Raw genomic sequence first — 18,546 nt, 5'->3', positions numbered from 1 at the left:
CTGACCCGGATCCGGATCCGGATCCGGAACTGGAATTGGAACCGGAACCGGAACTGCCGTAGGAGCTGCCGAAGGCTGCGATCTTTTGATGTTTGAAGATCAACAGATCGCAGCCTGCGGCAGCTCCTACGCTTGTCTCAATTTGTTGAGAAATTGAGACAAGACCGCTTCTGTGTTGTACTCCTGACTCAGTTTCACGAGTTTTTGAGACAGCGATGATAAAAAGCCCTCCAGCCATAGACCCGAGTCTTTTTGACGCACTCGGCCAATCGCCTCACAAGGAAAAGCTGGTCGACTATCTGGCACTGCTCAAGCCGCTGGACGATCAGGGGCGATACCTGCCGTTCGATGATCTGCGTTTTCGCTGGCCGACCGGTCTTGATCCGACCTTGTGCTGGGCCTTGGTGAAAAAGGCTCGTGTGGCGCAGTACGTGCGCTTGTTGCCGCTGGGCGAGCCAAGCCAATGGGGTCAGTTCATTCTTACACCGCTGGCGCAGAAAACCCTGTCGACGGTCGACCGCCAGGCAACGACCGCCGCGTTGGAATACATGACTCATCACATCGGTGAGACGGCGCATTTCAGTTACCTGCTCAATGATTTGATCGAAGACGAAGCCATCAGTAGCAGCCAGCTCGAGGGCGCCGCGACCACCACGCTGGTGGCCAAGGACATGCTCAAGCGCAATCGCCTGCCGCGTACTCCGGATGAGCGGATGGTCATCGGCAACTACAAAATGATGATCTTCGCCTGGGATAAACGTCACGAGCCATTGAGTGTCGAGCTGATCCGGCAACTTCATCGTGTCGGCGTCGAAGGCATTGATGACGCGCTGTATTCGCCGGGACTTTTTCGCAGCAATGATCAGGTGGTGGTGCAGGATGGTGAAGGCCATACCGTTCATACACCACCGCCAGCCGCGGGCATCAGCGCTCGGCTCAATGGATTGGCGACCTGGATCAACCAGCCCCACGACGACCCTCTGCGCGTTGATTATGTGCACCCGTTGATCAAAGCCATCGCCCTGCATTTTGCCCTGGGCTACGAGCATCCGTTTCGCGATGGCAATGGCCGGGTGGCGCGGGCGTTGTTTTACTGGTTCATGTTCAAGAATGACTACTCGGCATTTCGCTACATCGCGATCAGCATTCTGCTGCGCAATGCGCCGGTGAAGTACGGTCGGTCTTATGTGCATACCGAGAGTGACGGACTGGATCTGACGTACTTCATCGATTACCAGTGTTCGGTGATTCTGCGTGCCGTAACCGGGTTCACGGCGGCTTATCAAAAGAGCCTGGTTTATGCCGAAGGTTTTGATCGTTGGCTGGAGGAATCCGGGCTTTTCAAGCAGTTGACCGAGAAGCAGCGCACGCTGTTTCAGATCGCCAAGAGCGGCATGGCCAAGGAGTTCACCGCGGTCAATGTGAAGGACAACCTGAACTGCTCCTACAACACGGCTGCCACGACCTTGAACGGTTTGGTCGAGTTGAAGGTATTCGAGAAGAAAAAGATGGGGCGCGAGTGGGTGTTCTTCTTACGCGAGTCATCGCACATCAAAACAGACTGGCCGTAGGAGCTGCCGCAGGCTGCGATCTGTTGATGTTTAAAAATCAACAGATCGCAGCCTGCGGCAGCTCCTACAGAGGTCTCCGTTACGGTGGGGTGTCCGTGTTATCCAGCGCGCGGTTCACCGCCAGTTCCGCCAGGGCAACCATCTGCTGAATCGCCAGTGCGCTGTTGCGTTTGGGGCCGTCGAGTTCAAACGCCAGGTCGCTGGCCATGACATTGGCCGAGGCCAGGGTTTCGCAGGCGTGGGCCAGCAGGGTTTCGTTGTCGACCTCTGGGGCGATGACGAAGATGCAACTGGGTCGGCGGTCGGCCAGCAACTTCTTGGTTTCAGGTAACAGCAGGTAATGATCGAGCGCCCGGTGGGCGGCGGCGTGGAGCTCTTTCGAGTCGAGGGACGCGTAGGGGGAAACGCTTTCGGCGTTGGCTTCGGGGGGATTGGGTGTTGGTTTGAACATGGCGAATCTCCTGATGAACATAGGAGCCGACACCATCGCTACCAAACGATTAGGGTGGAGGCCATACACAGGTTGGTAGACCGGTCACCAGGATCCCGGCGCACCCGAAGGCGCCCTGCGCACGGCCACCATTTAGCAGAGACCAAAAAATGGCTCTACGGGCGATGACACTATGCGCCTGATGAAGAACGGGCTACCAAACCCGATCGCTGATTTTCAGCGACCCGGAGACGATAGAGCCCAGTGCTCAGGCGCACAAGCCGGCGGATTCTGGCGTAGGTGTAGGGCGTAACGCAAGACGCTGTGGCTCGTGACGAACACAGTTGCCATGCAATTAAACACCACATGGACTGCATATAACTTGATCGTTCCCACGCTCTGCGTGGGAATGCCGCCATGGACGCTCTGCGTCCGCTTCAGGAGGTGACGCGGAGCGTCACGGGATGCATTCCCACGCGGAGCGTGGGAACGATCGAGCCTCCAGCGTTTACAGCAAGCCGAAGACTTTCTTCGCCAGGCTCGTCGCTGCTTCCGCCGGGTTGGCGCGGATGCCTTCTTCCTTCTGGGCGATCATCTTGAACAGGCCGTCCAGGGCCTTTTCCGTCACGTAGCCTTCAACGTTGGCACTCTTGGCATCGAGCACGCCGAGGGTTGCCGCCTGCCCGGCGAACGAGTTGTACTGCTTGGCCAGGCCCACCTGGTCGGTGGCTTGTTTGACGATTGGCAGGAACTTGGTGCGGATTTGTTCGCGGCTGGTCTTGTCCAGGTACTGGGTGGCCGAATCCTTGCCGCCGGTGAGGATGCCCTTGGCATCGGTCACGGTCATCTTTTTCACCGCATCCACCAGCAGGGCCTGGGCCTGCGGCATGGCCGCTTCCGCCGCCTTGTTCATACTGGCTTCCAGTTGATCGACCTGAGCCCCCATGCCGAACTGTTTCATCTTGCTGGCGACCTTGCCCAGTTTGCCCGGCAGTTCGATCTTCACTTCAGGGTTGTTGCTGAAACCGCCCGGTTTGCCGAGCGTGGTGACGGCCGCGACGGCCCCCTGGGCCAGGGCGTCCTTGAGGCCGCCCGAGGCTTCTCCCTGGGAAAGGCTGCCCAGAGATAGCGCCAGTGCGCTGGCAGACATCATCAGACCTGCGCACAGGCCGGCAAAGCGAAGGGTAGGGCGGAGCATGGCAGTTTCCTTGTTCGAAAAAGACAATTAACGGACCGCGTAGACGGCATTAAGCAATTTTATCGGCTTGCAGCGCAGGCGCGGGTTGATCCGCCGCATCTTCACTGCGATGCAGCGCCACCTGACGAATCGACAAACGAATTTCCGCGGGCAACACGCGTTTGGCCGCACCCTCGGCCAGTTCGCCGAGCAGTTCGTGATGGCTCAACTTGCCGGCTTCGTCGCGACGCAAGACGTCGAGGTTCAGCAGGGTCTGGATGAAGTGACGGAACAGGCTCTTGTCGAAGAATTCCGGGGCGTTGAGGCCATGCAGGATCGACAGGCGCTGGGCCATGACCGTGCACAGGTCTTCCAGCTCTTCGGCACTGAGGGTGTTCTGGCCGCTGTTGAGCAGCAAGGAAATCGCCATGTAGAAGCGCTGCAAGGTCTGCGCGATGCTCTTGGACAGTAAGGTCAGCAGCACGAAATGCCGCGAGCTTGGCGCCGGGCGCAGGTACACGTTGTTCTCGAAACGCAGCAGGCCTTGTTCGACAAAAGCTTGGAGCCATTGATCGATCACCGCATCCAGTTCGTCCAGCGACCAGCGGATGAACAGCTCCGATTGCAGGTACGGATACAGCGCACGGGTGTAGCGCAGGATCTGTTCGCGGCTCATGCGTGACGCGCTCTGGAAGAAGCTCGCGAGCAACGCTGGCAGGGCGAAAATGTGCAGCACGTTGTTGCGGTAGTAGGTCATCAGGACGGCGTTTTGCTCGTCCAGATAAAGAATCTTGCCCAGCGCATCGCTTTGCTCGCAGAGCAGGTCCATGTCCTTGACGTGTTCGATCAACGCGCGGCCGTCACCTTCCGGCAAGGTGGTGTGCGGCGAGTACGGCACGCGGCGCAACAGCGCCAGGTACAGATCGAGCACCCGCGCCATGGCGCGATCGTCCAGCGCCAGACGGCTGGTGGAGAGCAGGGCCAGCGCCACCAGGTTCACCGGGTTGATTGCTGCCGCTTCGTTCAAATGCCGCGCCACGCGCTCGCCGAGGCGGTTGGTGGTTTCGTTGAGCCAGGCCGGTTTGAACTGCGGGCCGAGTTCCTGGGTACGCCAATCCGGTTGTTCGCTGTCGAGGAATTCCGCCAGTTTGATCGGCTCGCCGAAGTTCACCGCCACCTGGCCGAAGCGCTGCTTGAGCGCGCCGATGACTTTGAAGATGTCGAAGATCGACTCTTTCTTCTTGCTCGCCCCGCGCAGCTCACCAAGGTAGGTTCGGCCTTCCAGCACGCGCTCGTAACCGATGTACACCGGGATGAACACGATTGGCATCCGCGACGAGCGCAGGAAGCTGCGCAGGGTGATCGCCAGCATTCCGGTTTTCGGTTGCAGCATGCGCCCGGTGCGTGAACGGCCACCCTCGACGAAGTACTCCACCGGGAAGCCTTTGGTGAACAGGGTGTGCAGGTATTCGTTGAACACCGAGGTGTAGAGCGGATTGCCCTTGAAGGTGCGGCGCATGAAGAACGCCCCGCCACGGCGCAGCAGGCCGCCGATCACCGGCATGTTGAGGTTGATCCCGGCGGCGACGTGCGGCGGGGTCAGGCCGTTGCGAAACAGCAGGTAGGAGAGCAGCAGGTAATCGATGTGGCTGCGGTGGCAGGGCACGTAGATCACTTCGTGACCCTGGGCGACTTTCTGCACACCTTCGATGTGGTTGACCTTGATCCCGTCGTAGATCTTGTTCCAGAACCAGCTCAGCACCACTTCCATAAAACGGATCGCGGTGTAGGTGTAGTCCGAGGCGATTTCGTTGCCATAACGCAGCGCTTGAGCTTTGGCCTTCTCCGGTGAAATGTTCTCGCGTTCGGCTTCGTCAAGGATCGCCTGTTTGACCTGCGGCTGATTCAGCAGGCCTTTGACCAGGTTGCGACGGTGGGAAATGTCCGGGCCGATGACCGCGGCTTTCAGGTTGCGAAAGTGCACCCGCAAAATGCGTTGGGCCATGCGCACGGTGAGCTCAAAGCCCTTGTTGTGCTCGATCAGTTCGCGCAGGTTGATCGGCGCGGAGAATTGCACGCGGGTCTTGCGCCCCAGAATCATGATGCTCAGCAGTCGGCGCAGACGCCCGGTCACCGCCCAACTGTCAGCGAAGAGCAATTTCCACGGGCTCGATTCGCTGTCCGGCGATTGGCCCCAGAACACGCTGACCGGGATGATCTGCGCGTCTTCGGCGGCATTCTGGCTCAGGGCGCTGACCAGACGGGTCAGGGTCGGTGGCGCGCCGCGTTTGTCCTGGCGGCCGAGCCAGTCGGGTTCCGGCGTCAGGTAGAAAAACGCCGCTGGCTCCAGCAGGTTGCCCACCGACACCGGCAGCACGGGGCGTGGCAGTCCGGCCTTGGTGCATTCGGTATCGAGTACGGCCAGCTCGGTCAGTGAAGGATTTTGCAGGACGTAGAACACCGGACGACTGCGGTCGAGGTTGAGGGTAAAGGACGACTGGTTGATCGTCTCCGAGCGAACCCAGAGGTACAACAGTCGGCGCAAGGTGCCAAACACCAGACGGCGGAACGGGGAGCGGGTCATACGGCTTCTGCTTTAGTTGAAAAAACCGAGCAAGCGCTCGGGGCCGGTAGTGTGCCGGATTCGTCGAAAATCGGCAAAAAAGCGCCGAAGTAAACTTGAGTTGAGAGTTTTTGCGGCTGTCATATACTCGGCCAGCCGTTTGCCACTATCGGCGCTGTTTCTTACAGTAAACCGAGCGCTGGCAAACGTTCTCAAGGCTTGTCCGAGAACAGGCCGACTCAATAATAAAAAAATGGGGGATTGATTGATGGCAACGCGCGAGACCGGCAACGTGAAGTGGTTCAACGACGCCAAGGGCTACGGCTTCATTCAGCGTGAAGACGGAGCAGACGTGTTCGTGCATTACCGCGCGATCCGTGGCGAAGGCCACCGCTCGTTGGCCGAAGGCCAGCAGGTTGAATACGCAGTGGTGGATGGGCAGAAAGGCTTGCAGGCTGAGGATGTAGTGGGCTTGTAACCCCGATCCTCGCCTCATACAAAACCACTGTGGGAGCGAGCTTGCTCGCGATGGCGTCATTCGACGCGATATCTACCGCGCGTCTTACACCGCTATCGCGAGCAGGCTCGCTCCCACACTGGATCTCTGTTGGGCATGCCATTTTGGGCATCCCACAGGTTCAGGGTTTAAACGGTTTTCCAGGTGATCTCTTCTTCACCATCGACGCTGATGCGAATCCAGCGATCTGCCGATTCTTCACCTTCTTCCTCGACCCAGGTCCCCGGCGCGCAGCGCACTTCGACGTTCAGTGCGGCAAAGGCTGCGCGGGCGCAGGCGATGTCGTCGTCCCACGGCGTCTGGTCGCTTTCCAGGTACAGGCTGTTCCACTTGCCCACGGCTTTTGGCAGCCAGGTCACCGGCACGTTGCCGGCCTTGCACTTGTAGGTCTGACCTTTCTGAACCCAGTCGGTGCAAGGGCCCAGAGCCGCGCCGAGCCAGGTGGCGATGGCCTTGTAGTCGACGTCGGCGTCTTTCAGGTAAATCTCGATATCGGGTTGGCGCATGGATGTTCCTCACTGCGGGTTTCGAAAAATCCATTCGCGGATTTAGCCGGCCTCAAGCCACTGCTCAAGGCCAAAAGTTAAAGGGTTGCTCTCAAACAATTACTGCAGAACGAAATAATCGTAGCGCATCGACACGCTGACCTCGAACGGCTCGGCCTGTTCGATGACGGCCGCCCGGCGTTCGGCACTCGCGCGCCAGCCGTGAGGCGTCATGGCCAGCAGGTTGGCGCGGTCCTGGCCACTCACCAGATTCAGTTTGAATTCCAGGGTTTCGCTGTGTTGCAGCGTCATGCCTTCCGGCACCAGCGCCAGATGCTTGTCATCGGTGTATTCGCGCACTTCGTCGTACAGACGCTCACGCAGTTCCATCAGATGACCGCTGGTCGGCCCGACTTTCATCAAGCCGCCGCCAGGGCTGAGCAGGCGTTTGGCTTCCTGCCAGTCGAGCGGGCTGAACACGCTGGCGAGGAACTGGCAGCTGGCATCGGCCAACGGCACTCGGGCCATGCTGGCGATCAACCAGGTCAGCTGCGGGTTGCGTTTGCAGGCGCGCTTGACCGCTTCGCGGGAAATATCCAGCGCGTAGCCGTCGGCATTCGGCAAGGCGTCGGCGATTTGCGCGGTGTAGTAACCCTCGCCACAACCGATGTCCAGCCAGCGCTGCGGCGCACGTTCGGCAGCCAACTCGGCGAGACGCTTGGCTACCGGCGCGTAATGCCCGGCATTCAAGAAGTCGCGACGGGCTTCGACCATTGCCTGGTTGTCGCCTGGGTCACGGCTGTTCTTGTGCTGCACCGGCAGCAGGTTCAGGTAACCCTGACGGGCACGGTCGAAGCGATGCCCGGCGGGGCACGCGACGCCGTTGTCGACCGCGTTCAGCGGTGCGCTGCAGATAGGGCAGGTGAGCATCAGGCGAGCAACTTGATCAGGGTCTGGTAGTAGATTTCGGTCAGTACGTCGAGATCGCTGGCCAGCACTCGCTCATTGACCTGGTGAATCGTCGCGTTGACCGGGCCAAGTTCGACCACTTGCGTACCCATGGTCGCGATGAAGCGTCCATCCGAAGTGCCGCCGCTGGTGGACGCCTTGGTCTCGCGACCGGTGATGGTCTTGATGCTCACCGACACCGCGTCGAGCAGGGCGCCTGGCTCGGTGAGGAACGGCAAACCGGACAGCGCCCAGTCGATGTGCCAGTCCAGGCCATGTTTGTCGAGGATGTCGGCCACTCGCTGTTGCAGGCCTTCAACGGTCGATTCGGTGGAGAAACGGAAGTTGAACACTGCCACCAGATCACCCGGGATCACGTTGGTCGCGCCGGTGCCGGAATTGACGTTGGAAATCTGGAAACTGGTTGGCGGGAAGAAATCGTTACCGTGATCCCAGTGCTCGGCGGCCAGTTCGGCCAAGGCCGGGGCGGCGAGGTGGATCGGGTTCTTTGCCAGGTGCGGGTAAGCCACGTGACCTTGCACACCGCGCACGGTGAGCTTGGCACCGAGGGAGCCGCGACGGCCGTTCTTGACCACGTCACCGACCAGGGTGGTGCTCGACGGTTCGCCGACGATGCACCAGTCCAGACGTTCCTTACGCGCCGCGAGGCGCTCGACCACAGCCTTGGTGCCGTGATGCGCCGGGCCTTCTTCGTCACTGGTGATCAGAAACGCAACCTTGCCCTTGTGGTCCGGGTAGTCGGCGACAAACCGCTCGGCCGCCACGGTCATTGCTGCGAGGCTGCCCTTCATGTCTGCCGCGCCACGGCCGCAGAGCATGCCGTGCTCGTCGATAACCGCATCGAACGGGTCGATCTGCCAAGCCGCCACCGGGCCGGTCGGTACCACGTCGGTGTGACCGGCGAAGCACAGCACCGGGCCTTCGTGTTTGCCGTGGGTGGCCCAGAAGTTATCCACATCTTCGATGCGCATGGGCTCAAGCGCAAAACCGGCATCGCCCAGGCGCTGCATCATCTGCTTCTGGCAATCGGCGTCGACCGGCGTCACGGACGGACGACGGATCAGGTCGATGGCGAGTTGGAGGGTCGGCGAAAGGTCGGCGTGGGCCGTCATGGGAAGCTCCGGAGACTGTCAATGTGGGAGCGAGCTTGCTCGCGATGAACGATGACACGGTTTGTATGACAAACCCCATCGCGAGCAAGCTCGCTCCCACAGGTATTGGGTCAGGCCTTTAGGGCCAAGCCCTGCAAAATGGCGGATATCTTAAAGCAAAACGGCGGCCAGAGGCCGCCGTTTAGTGGTTTGCGCAGATTTAGGCGGCAGGTGCCGGCTCTGTCGCAGGCGTTGGTTTTGGCAGCGAAGACAGGAAGGCCATGATCAGCGCGGCCAGATACGGCAGCGACTGCACCAGCAACATGGTCACCCAGAAGCGCATGTCGTTGCTCGGGATGCCCTGCACCAGGTAGATCCCCAGCGCCGCGCCCCACAACAGCAGCATGATGAACAGCTCTTCGCGAGCTTCCGAAATCGCTACCCAGAAGCCGTGGTTATCGGCGTTTTTCGGGGTGCGGAAAAACGGAATACTGCTGGTGAAGAAGCCGTACAGCACCGCTTTGGCAATGGTGTGCGACAACGCCAGGCCGGCCAATGCCGCGCAGAATGCGTCCTTCAGGTTGACCCCGACCGCACGGCGGTAGAGGAAGATGATCTTGCCCACCTTGAACACGAACAGCGCCAAGGGCGGGATTGCGAAGATCAGCAGCGGTGGATCGACCCGTTGCGGCACGATGATCATCGCCGCCGACCAGAGCAGGGCGCCGACGGTGAAGAAGATATTCATGCCGTCCGCCACCCACGGCAACCAACCCGCGAGGAAGTGGTAACGCTGGCCGCGGGTCAGCTCGGTGTCCTTGCCGCGCAACAGGCTGGCGGTGTGCCGCTTGATGATCTGAATCGCTCCGTAGGCCCAGCGGAAACGCTGTTTCTTGAAGTCGATAAAGGTATCGGGCATCAGGCCCTTGCCATAACTGTTGTGGTGGTACGCCGCCGACAGACCTTTTTCGAACACCCGCAGACCCAGCTCGGCGTCTTCGCAGATGCACCAGTCAGCCCAGCCGAGCTCTTCGAGCACCGAACGGCGGGTCATGGTCATGGTGCCGTGCTGGATGATCGCGTCACGGTCGTTGCGGGTGACCATGCCGATGTGGAAGAAGCCTTTATATTCCGCGTAGCAGAGCTTCTTGAAGGTGCTTTCGTTCTGGTCGCGATAGTCCTGCGGCGACTGCACGATGGCGATTTTCGGATCGGCGAAGTGCGGCACCATGTGCTTGAGCCAGTTCGGATCGACGCAGTAGTCGGAGTCGATCACGGCGATGACTTCGGCATCCTTGGCGGTGAGTGGCAGCAGGTAGTTCAGCGCGCCGCCCTTGAAACCGGCCAGTGGCGCGACGTGGAAGAACTTGAAGCGCGGGCCGAGGGTTTCGCAATAGGCCTGCACCGGTTCCCAGACCGCCGGGTCCTTGGTGTTGTTGTCGATGATCAGGACTTCGAAGTCCGGATAGTCGAGGTTGGCCAGGGCGTTGAGGGTCTGTTTGACCATCTCCGGCGGCTCGTTGTAGCACGGTACATGGATCGAGACTTTCGGGCGGTAGTCCGAGTCGCCCACCACCGGCAGAAATTCACGCCGACGTTTGTGGGTCCAGACGGTCTCGGCCAGTTCGTGGGCTTCGGTCAGCAATACGATAAATACCCCCAGCGCACCGAGGGCGAGCAGGAAGCCCACCGTCAGGCTGAACCAGGTGCTGTATTGCTGGCTGTAGTCGTAACCGATCCACACCAGTGCCGAACCGCCGAGGAAAGCGGTGAAGGTCAGGAAGGTCCGACCGCGCTGGCGCAGGGCCGAGCCGTCGATCATCAGCAGGGTCAGGGACAACAACGCCAGGACGCCGGAGCCGACCGCCAGTACCCGCCATTGCGGGATCGCCACGACCGGGCCTTCGAAGTTGAATTTCTGCTGACGCGCGGCGTTGAACACGCCCCAATAAGCGCCCACCGAACCTTCGTCGCTGGCTTTCCATGGCTGGTCAAACGCTTCGATCACGAAGTAGTTGAAGCCCTGGCGGTTGAGCTTGTTCACCAGCGTGCGCAGGTAAATGGCCTGGTCAGCCGGGGTTGCATCAGCACCACCGCGCATACGACCGTTGCTCGGCCAGCCCACTTCGGAGAGCAGCAGCGGCTTTTTCGGGAACAGCTTTTTCAGGTCGCGGGCACGGTCCAGAACAAACTGACCGGCCTCGTCCACCGGGATGAATTCCCAATAAGGCAGGATGTGGGCCGCGATCAAGTCGACGTGCTTGGCCAGCATCGGGTTTTCTTCCCAGACGTGCCATTGCTCAGAGGTGGTCACCGGGACCTTTACCGCTGCGCGCACGCGATCGAGGATCACGCTCAATTGCTCGGCGGTGATTTCCTTACGGAAGATCGCTTCGTTACCGACCACCACGCGCACGACGCTGCGCGAGCTGTTGGCGAGTTCGATGGCGCGCTGGATCTCGCGCTCGTTGCGCTCAAGGTCCGGGCTGATCCAGATCCCGAGCGTCACGCGCAGGCCGAATTCTTCCGCCAGTTTCGGGATGTCCTCCAGCGTACCGTCGACGGAGTAGGTCCGAATGTTGTCGGTCAGCTTGCTCATGATCTCCAGGTCGCGACGCATTTCATCGTCGGACGGGAACTGGTTTTTCTGTGGGAACTGGCCTTGTTGGAACGGCGAGTAAGAAAAACCGGAGATCTGCTCAGGCCAGTTGGGGGTCGTGACCGGGCGGTTGATCAGCGCCCAGAAACCGGTGAACAGCGCGGCAATCGCCAGCACTATCACCAGATTGAGTCCAAATTTACGCGATGACATAGCTATTTCGGGTTCCAAAAGGTGTGGAACGAGGGGACGGTTGGCACGCGCCAATCGGCGCGCATCCTACACTGGCCTTCAACTGACCGTACAGCAGACAGAAAAAAGCCGGACATTGGGCAAGCCATCTTCGCTTAAGTTCTTTTGTGTGACAAAAAATGTACAGATGCTGGCTTAATTAAATCAGGACTCGCTGCCGTTTATAGCGCAAAGATGTTCTTGGCACGCATCGGCCCTATAATGCGCGCCGGTTTTTAGGGTAGTGGTCATGAGTACAGAAGATCCGCGGTTTGCTGGCATTGCCCGTTTGTATGGCATCGAAGGCCTTGCGCGTTTGCGCGCGGCCCATGTGGCGATTGTTGGCGTCGGTGGCGTCGGTTCCTGGGCGGCGGAAGCCATGGCCCGTTGTGGTGTCGGCGAAATCTCGCTGTTCGACCTCGATGACGTGTGCGTCAGCAACGTCAATCGCCAGTTGCACGCACTGGACAGCACCGTCGGCAAGCCCAAGGTCGAAGTGATGGCCGAGCGCCTGCGCGGGATCAACCCGGAGTGCACCGTGCACGCGGTGGCGGATTTCGTCACGCGCGAGACCATGGCCGAGTACATCACGCCAAACATCGACTGCGTGATCGATTGCATCGACAGCGTCAACGCCAAGGCTGCGCTGATCGCCTGGTGCAAACGTCGCAAGATCCAGATCATCACCACGGGCGGTGCAGGCGGGCAGATCGATCCGACGCTGATCCAGGTCTGTGACCTGAACCGTACCTTCAATGACCCGCTGGCCTCGAAAGTGCGCTCCACGTTACGTCGCGATTATGGTTTCTCACGAACCGTGACCCGCCATTACAGCGTGCCGTGCGTGTTCTCCACCGAGCAGCTGCGCTATCCGAAACCCGATGGCAGCATTTGTTTGCAGAAGAGCTTTGTCGGCGACGGCGTGAAACTCGACTGCGCTGGCGGTTTCGGCGCGGTGATGATGGTGACGGCGACCTTCGGCATGGTCGCCGCGACCAAGGCTGTGGATAAGATCGTGGCCGGCGTACGGCGCCCGGCGGATCGGGTCAAGCCTGAGGTTTAAGTGTTGCTACAGATGGCCTCATCGCGAGCAAGCTCGCTCCCACACTGAATGTGTATTCGACACAGATCCTATGTGGGAGCGAGCTTGCTCGCGATGGCGGTTAACCTGCCAACTCATTCATCCGCTGTAACACGGCATTGAGGCCATTACTGCGCGACGGCGACAGTTGTCGACTCAGGCCCAGTTGATCAAACCAGTCCGGCAGATCAACCTGCTGCAATTCTTCAGCGGATAACCCGTTGACCCGCGCCAGCAGCAACGCCACCAACCCACGAATCAACCGCGCATCGCTGCTGGCGGCAAACTGCCAATGGCCGTTGTGCAACGCGCCCACCAGCCACACCTGGCTTTCGCAGCCGTGCACGCGGTTGGCCTCGACCTTGTCTTCATCGCTCAAGGCAGGAAGCCGTTCGCCCCATTGCATCAGTAAGCGAGCGCGTTGCTCCCAGCCAGCAGCGGCCTGAAAGGTTTCCAGTGCGGCAACGGCATCGGCAGGCAGGCTCATCGCAACAACTCCAGCGCCTGATCAAGCGCTTCGAAAAAGCGCTCGAGGTCTTGCGAGTCGTTATACAGCGCCAACGAAACCCGAATCGCTCCCGCCAGCTCGAAGCTTTTCAGCAGCGGCATGGCGCAGTGATGACCGGCGCGCACGGCGATGCCCTGTTCGGTGAGTAGATGCGCCAAATCGGCATTGTGCACGCCTTCGACGACAAAACTGGCCAGCGCCAGTTGCGGCTTGCCCAGCAGACGAATGCCATTGCGCGCCTGCAAGCCCTTCAACAGGTAATCATGCAGCGCGGCTTCGTGGGCGCACACGGCGTCCTGATCCAGTCCTGCCAGATAGTCGAGGGTCGCACCCAGGCCAATCACGCTGGCAATCGGTGGCGTACCGGCTTCAAAGCCCAGCGGGGCCGGGCGGAAACGCGCGTCGTGGTAGTTGGCGTCCAGCACCATCTCGCCGCCGAACTGCCATGGGCGCAGCTGTTGCAAGGCTTCGTTGCTGCCGTAAAGCACGCCGAGACCGTCCGGACCATAGAGCTTGTGGCTGGAAAATACATAGAAGTCGCAGCCCAGCGCCTGCACGTCATGGCGGCCATGGACCACGCCTTGGGCGCCATCGACCACGGTCAAGGCGTTATGCGCCTTGGCCAGCGCCAGCAACGGCGCTAACGGTTGCCAGGCGCCGAGTACGTTGGATAGCTGACTGACCGCCAGCAACCGCGTGCGTGGGCCGATCAACTGAGCGGCGGCATCGAGATCGATCAGGCCGTCCACATCCAGTGGCAACACCACCAGTTTCAGCTCGCGACGGTGCGCCAATTGCTGCCACGGCAACAGGTTGGCGTGATGTTCCAGGGCGCTGATGACAATTTCATCGCCCGGGTTGAATGAGTGCTCCAGGCCATAGGCCAGGAGGTTCAGCGCAGAGGTTGCGCCGTGGGTAAAGATGATTTGCCCGCTGGTACCTGCGTTCAGCCAATGCGCGACTTTGCTGCGGCTGTCTTCGAACGCTTGCGTGGCGTGGGCGCCGGGCAGGTGTTGCGCACGATGGACGTTGGCCGCGCCGTTGGCGTAGTAGTGCACCAGTGCGTCGAGCAGGGCTTGGGGTTTCTGGGTGGTGGCGGCGTTGTCCAGATAGGTCTGGTCTTGCCGTTGCAGAGCGGCGATGGCCGGAAAATCGGCGCGCCAGGGAGAAGGAATCATCATGTTGTTCGGCCCATGCGCATGACCCTGTGGGAGCGAGCCTGCTCGCGATGGCGTCCTTGAGGCCGCCAAAAAGCTTCGCGAGCAGGTTCGCTCCCACAGGTGATCATTTGAGGCTGCTTAGTTGTGAGCGTGCAGCGCTTCGTTCAGTTCGATGGCCGATTTGTGGGTTTTGCATTCCACCGCACCGGTCTCCGAATTGCGGCGGAACAACAGGTCAGGCTGGCCGGCCAGTTCGCGGGCCTTGAGCACTTTGACCAGTTTGTTGTTCTCGTCCAGTAGTGCCACTTTGGTCCCAGCGGTCACGTACAGGCCCGACTCAACGGTGTTGCGGTCGCCCAACGGAATGCCGATACCGGCGTTCGCGCCGATCAGGCAGCCTTCGCCGACCTTGATCACGATGTTGCCACCGCCCGACAGGGTGCCCATGGTCGAGCAGCCGCCGCCCAGGTCCGAACCCTTGCCGACGAATACGCCCGCAGAGACGCGGCCTTCGATCATGCCCGGGCCTTCGGTGCCGGCGTTGAAGTTGACGAAACCTTCGTGCATCACGGTGGTGCCTTCGCCCACGTAGGCGCCCAGCCGGATCCGTGCGGCGTCAGCGATACGCACGCCAGCCGGTACGACGTAGTCGGTCATTTTCGGGAACTTGTCGACCGAGAACACTTCCAGCAACTCGCCACGCAGACGCGCTTCCAGTTGATGCTCGGCCAGCTCGTTCAGGTCGATTGCGCCCTGGCTGGTCCAGGCGACGTTCGGCAGCAACGGGAAGATCCCAGCCAGGTTCAAGCCATGTGGCTTGACCAGGCGATGGGACAGCAGATGCAGCTTGAGGTACGCCTCAGGGGTGGAGCTCAGTTGTGCGTCTTCGGCCAGCAAGGTGGCGACCAGCGGCTTGTGGCTTTCCGCCAGACGGGTCAGCAGCGCCGCTTGTGCAGCGTCAACGCTTTTGAGGGCTTCAGCCAGCTGCGCGGCCTGAGCGGTGCTGAAGGCGATGGCCTGATTGCCTTCGGTGTAGCCCAGAATCGGGGCGATAGCGGCGACCAGTTCGGCCGATGGCTTGAGAACCGGGGCTGCGTAAAACACTTCCAGCCATGCACCTTGACGGTTTTGAGTGCCGACACCAAAGGCCAGGCTGAACAGGGTAGTGGACATGTTTATACCTCTAACAAAATTGAACGGGCTGGCTTACTTGAGCGCTGCCGCGTAAATGTCTGGCTTGAAGCCAATCAGGGTTCGGTCACCGAGATCGAGCACCGGGCGCTTGATCATCGAAGGTTGTGCGAGCATCAGTTCGATAGCTTTCGTCTGGTCGAGATCGGCTTTGCGTTCGTCATCGAGTTTGCGAAAGGTCGTGCCTGCACGGTTGAGCACCACTTGCCAGCCGTGCTCGTTGCACCACTGGGTCAGGTGTTCACGGTCGATTCCGGCCGTTTTGTAATCATGAAAATCAAAGCTCACAGCGTTTTCATCGAGCCAGGTGCGCGCCTTTTTCATGGTGTCGCAGGCTTTGATGCCGAAAAGGTGCAACGTTTTGCTTGAAGCGGTCAAGGAATTGCCCCCCTTTGGAGGTGCTGAAAATAAAAGGTGACGGATTATGCCATGACCGAGCGGGTTCGGCGTCGGCCACGACCGGGCTTTGCCACATTGTGCGATAGGTTGCCGGACCGGGAGCGACCTTTGTGCAACGGCGAGCGTGGAGTTTAAGCGGCTAATATGGCATTTCGACGGTTTACTGGTACGGCGTTTGCGGTTGAAAGCACTGCGGGCGCAGCGCCTGGAATTGTATGAGCTCAGTCGTCATCACCAGGTCGGTGATGACGGGTTGCGAGAGGTGTTGGCTGAGTGGGATTTCAGTGAGGCTAACGTGGGTTAAATCAAATAAATAAATGTCGCATCGGACGACACGTTGTCTGACTTATTCGTTCTCCGCTTCGGGATAAGGATACGCCTTGGCCATGAAGGCTTTATCCGCTTCACTGAGAGTAAAATTTAAATCGATTTTGAAGTCGCCTTCGGTCCACTCCTGACGGATCGCATAATGCATGATGGACTTCGGGTCGTAGGGGGAGTAATTAACTTCGCTGGCATCGAGAAGATTGAAGTAACGCTGGTCAACAGAATTTCGCGCGTAATAGTTGTCTTCATCCTGCGCGCCATGGGCCTCATAGACAGCTTCCTTGTTCCAGGGGATATTCACCTCAGGATGAAGGTGTTCATGTTCGGCGCCCAGTACATGGCCAAATTCGTGAAGGGTATTGGCGGTGAAGAATGTTAATGACAGGTGGTGATCTGGTGACAGGACCATCGTTGGAAGTGTCTGGTCGGTCTCTGTCAGGGCGTTGGTGCCGATATAGGACCAGTAGAGTCCTGGCTCGCTCATGATGCGGATATCACCTTCTTCACCTTCGACGAAATCGAACTGCAGATTGACGTATGGCAGCCAGGTATTTGCAGCGGCCTTGACGGCATCCTTGAACGATTGATCGCCATTCAGAAAAGCAATGCGTAACGTACGGCCAGGTGCCCAGAAGTTAGTGTGTTTAGCCGCTGCCCGCTTCTTGCGACCTGATGAAGAGGTTTCGCGATTCGCAGGATTCTCGGTGATGGCAACGTCGTAAGACGCATTAAGATCCGTCGGCATTTTGACGTGGCAAGCTGATGCAATGTCCATATATAAATATCCATGTTTTTATTGAATTGAAATAGGTTATTTACTTTTTATTGAGTGTGTGCACGAGCTTTGTGAGTTGGCCGGTGCGCGAGAGTAGAATAAGCCCGTGGCGGCCGGAAGGTGAAGTTTGAAGTTGGTTTGTTCTATTGCTTTATGTTTATGTAAACCCGCACGGCATTGCACCGTGCGGGTATTTAACTTTAAGAACGTTGGCGGGTGATAAAAGCGCGTATGCGTTCAGCGGCCTCAACGCATTCAGCCAGCGGCGCTACCAGCGCCAGGCGCACTCGACCGGCACCCGGATTGACCCCGTCAACCTCACGGGACAGGTAAGAGCCCGGCACCACCGTCACATGTTCTTCGACAAACAGATCGCGGCAGAACGCGGCATCATCGCCTTCAACGTTCGGCCACAGGTAGAAACCGCCGTCCGGGCGCTGCACATCCATGACCGGGCTGAGGATTTCCAGTACTGCATCGTATTTTTCGCGGTACAGCGCACGGTTGGCGCGTACATGCACTTCGTCATTCCAGGCGGCGACGCTGGCGAGTTGGGTCTGAACCGGCATGGCGCAGCCGTGGTAAGTGCGATACAGCAGGAAGCCCTTGAGGATTTCTGCATCACCGGCGACGAAACCCGAGCGCAGGCCCGGCAGGTTGGAACGCTTGGACAGGCTGTGGAACACCACGCAGCGTTTGAAGTCCTTGCGGCCCAGTTCCACGCAGGCGCTGAGCAGGCCAGGCGGCGGTGTCTGCTCGTCGAAATAGAGTTCGCTGTAACATTCGTCGGCAGCGATCACGAAGTCGTGTTCGTCGGCCAGGGCGATCAGTTTTTTCAGGGTTTCGACCGGGATCAGCGCGCCCGTCGGGTTGCCCGGCGAGCACAGGAACAGGATCTGGCAGCGCTTCCAGATATCGTCCGATACGGCGTCGAAGTCCGGGTTGAAGCCGTTTTCATCCAGGCACGGCAGGTAATGCGGTTTGGCGCCAGCGAGGAACGCCGCGCCTTCATAGATCTGATAGAACGGGTTCGGGCTGACGATCAGTGCGTCGTCACCGCGATTGACCACGGTTTGAGTGAAGGCAAACAGCGCTTCGCGAGTGCCGTTGACGGGCAGCACGTTGCGCGCCGGGTCGATCCAGCCGCTTGGCACGTTGAAGCGACGTTCGCACCAGCCGGCAATCGCTTCGCGCAATGCGGGAATACCGAGGGTGGTCGGGTAGACGGCCATCTGATCCAGGTTGCTCGCCAGCGCTTGCGCGACAAAGCTTGGCGAACGGTGCTTCGGCTCGCCGATCGACAGCGCAATCGGACGCTTGTCAGGGTTTGGCGTGACCGCACCGAGCAGGGCGCGCAGTTTCTCGAACGGGTAAGGCTGGAGCTGGTTCAGGGCGTTGTTCATCGGTGCGGGGTCTCGTTCAATGTGGGAGCGAGCCTGCTCGCGATAGCAATAGATCAGTCACTGGCGATG

General features: G+C 59.7%; 16 protein-coding genes. 3 read left to right on the top strand and 13 right to left on the bottom strand.

Going from position 1 to position 18,546, the window contains the following annotated elements:
• Positions 1–215 precede the first annotated feature (215 nt).
• Positions 216–1,571: a Fic family protein gene (locus AC1RKH_RS12890; protein ID WP_493062321.1), complete on the top strand. Its 1,356-nt coding sequence runs from the start codon at positions 216–218 to the stop codon at positions 1,569–1,571.
• A gap of 79 nt (positions 1,572–1,650) precedes the next feature.
• Here the strand turns inward: AC1RKH_RS12890 and AC1RKH_RS12885 are convergent, their stop codons facing one another.
• The 3 genes from AC1RKH_RS12885 to plsB all read right to left on the bottom strand — a co-directional run bounded on the left by AC1RKH_RS12885 (position 1,651) and on the right by plsB (position 5,762).
• Positions 1,651–2,022 carry a DUF6124 family protein gene (locus AC1RKH_RS12885; RefSeq protein ID WP_493062320.1) on the bottom strand — a complete coding sequence of 124 codons (372 nt, stop codon included), beginning with the start codon at positions 2,020–2,022 and terminating at the stop codon, positions 1,651–1,653.
• Positions 2,023–2,509: 487 nt separating this feature from the next.
• Positions 2,510–3,199: a DUF4197 domain-containing protein gene (locus AC1RKH_RS12880; protein ID WP_493062319.1), complete on the bottom strand. Its 690-nt coding sequence runs from the start codon at positions 3,197–3,199 to the stop codon at positions 2,510–2,512.
• A gap of 49 nt (positions 3,200–3,248) precedes the next feature.
• Positions 3,249–5,762, bottom strand: a complete 2,514-nt coding sequence (plsB, locus tag AC1RKH_RS12875; protein WP_493062318.1) for a glycerol-3-phosphate 1-O-acyltransferase PlsB — start codon at positions 5,760–5,762, stop codon at positions 3,249–3,251.
• A 247-nt stretch (positions 5,763–6,009) separates the two neighbouring features.
• Between plsB and AC1RKH_RS12870 the strand changes: the two genes are divergently transcribed.
• Positions 6,010–6,219 (top strand): cold shock domain-containing protein, encoded by a 210-nt coding sequence (locus tag AC1RKH_RS12870; protein ID WP_054595898.1) that lies wholly within the window; start codon positions 6,010–6,012, stop codon positions 6,217–6,219.
• Positions 6,220–6,386: 167 nt separating this feature from the next.
• Here the strand turns inward: AC1RKH_RS12870 and AC1RKH_RS12865 are convergent, their stop codons facing one another.
• The 4 genes from AC1RKH_RS12865 to AC1RKH_RS12850 all read right to left on the bottom strand — a co-directional run bounded on the left by AC1RKH_RS12865 (position 6,387) and on the right by AC1RKH_RS12850 (position 11,615).
• Positions 6,387–6,764 carry a hypothetical protein gene (locus AC1RKH_RS12865; protein ID WP_123428533.1) on the bottom strand — a complete coding sequence of 126 codons (378 nt, stop codon included), beginning with the start codon at positions 6,762–6,764 and terminating at the stop codon, positions 6,387–6,389.
• Positions 6,765–6,863: 99 nt separating this feature from the next.
• On the bottom strand, positions 6,864–7,673 hold the full coding sequence (locus AC1RKH_RS12860) for a putative RNA methyltransferase (RefSeq protein WP_493062317.1): 810 nt from the start codon (positions 7,671–7,673) through the stop codon (positions 6,864–6,866).
• On the bottom strand, positions 7,673–8,824 hold the full coding sequence (gene dapE, locus AC1RKH_RS12855; protein ID WP_493062316.1) for a succinyl-diaminopimelate desuccinylase: 1,152 nt from the start codon (positions 8,822–8,824) through the stop codon (positions 7,673–7,675). The genes AC1RKH_RS12860 and dapE overlap by 1 nt, the downstream gene beginning before the upstream one ends.
• A 199-nt stretch (positions 8,825–9,023) precedes the next feature.
• Complete coding sequence (locus AC1RKH_RS12850; protein WP_493062315.1) at positions 9,024–11,615, bottom strand: glycosyltransferase; 2,592 nt, start codon at positions 11,613–11,615, stop codon at positions 9,024–9,026.
• 268 nt (positions 11,616–11,883) lie between these two features.
• Here AC1RKH_RS12850 and tcdA point away from each other — a divergent pair, with 268 nt between their 5' ends.
• Positions 11,884–12,696 carry a tRNA cyclic N6-threonylcarbamoyladenosine(37) synthase TcdA gene (gene tcdA / locus AC1RKH_RS12845; protein ID WP_185015475.1) on the top strand — a complete coding sequence of 271 codons (813 nt, stop codon included), beginning with the start codon at positions 11,884–11,886 and terminating at the stop codon, positions 12,694–12,696.
• Positions 12,697–12,796: 100 nt separating this feature from the next.
• Here the strand turns inward: tcdA and AC1RKH_RS12840 are convergent, their stop codons facing one another.
• From AC1RKH_RS12840 to dapC, 6 genes are all read right to left on the bottom strand, one after another.
• Positions 12,797–13,201 carry a SufE family protein gene (locus tag AC1RKH_RS12840; protein WP_493062314.1) on the bottom strand — a complete coding sequence of 135 codons (405 nt, stop codon included), beginning with the start codon at positions 13,199–13,201 and terminating at the stop codon, positions 12,797–12,799.
• Entirely contained in the window at positions 13,198–14,403 is a 1,206-nt protein-coding gene (locus AC1RKH_RS12835) for an aminotransferase class V-fold PLP-dependent enzyme (protein WP_493062313.1), read from the bottom strand. Before AC1RKH_RS12835 ends, AC1RKH_RS12840 begins: the two co-directional genes overlap by 4 nt.
• A gap of 117 nt (positions 14,404–14,520) precedes the next feature.
• Positions 14,521–15,555, bottom strand: a complete 1,035-nt coding sequence (gene dapD, locus AC1RKH_RS12830) for a 2,3,4,5-tetrahydropyridine-2,6-dicarboxylate N-succinyltransferase (protein WP_123428519.1) — start codon at positions 15,553–15,555, stop codon at positions 14,521–14,523.
• Between the two features lie 33 nt (positions 15,556–15,588).
• Complete coding sequence (locus AC1RKH_RS12825; RefSeq protein WP_493062555.1) at positions 15,589–15,897, bottom strand: arsenate reductase; 309 nt, start codon at positions 15,895–15,897, stop codon at positions 15,589–15,591.
• A 421-nt stretch (positions 15,898–16,318) separates the two neighbouring features.
• The gene (locus AC1RKH_RS12820) at positions 16,319–17,074 is read right to left on the bottom strand and encodes a zinc metalloprotease (protein ID WP_493062312.1); all 756 of its coding nucleotides are present in this window, start codon (positions 17,072–17,074) and stop codon (positions 16,319–16,321) included.
• Positions 17,075–17,274: 200 nt separating this feature from the next.
• Positions 17,275–18,477, bottom strand: a complete 1,203-nt coding sequence (gene dapC / locus AC1RKH_RS12815; protein ID WP_493062311.1) for a succinyldiaminopimelate transaminase — start codon at positions 18,475–18,477, stop codon at positions 17,275–17,277.
• Between the last annotated feature and the right edge of the window lie 69 nt (positions 18,478–18,546).

Source organism: Pseudomonas sp. GW822-FHT06B12 (assembly GCF_058799675.1).
This window is presented reverse-complemented; position numbering and strand designations above follow the sequence as displayed.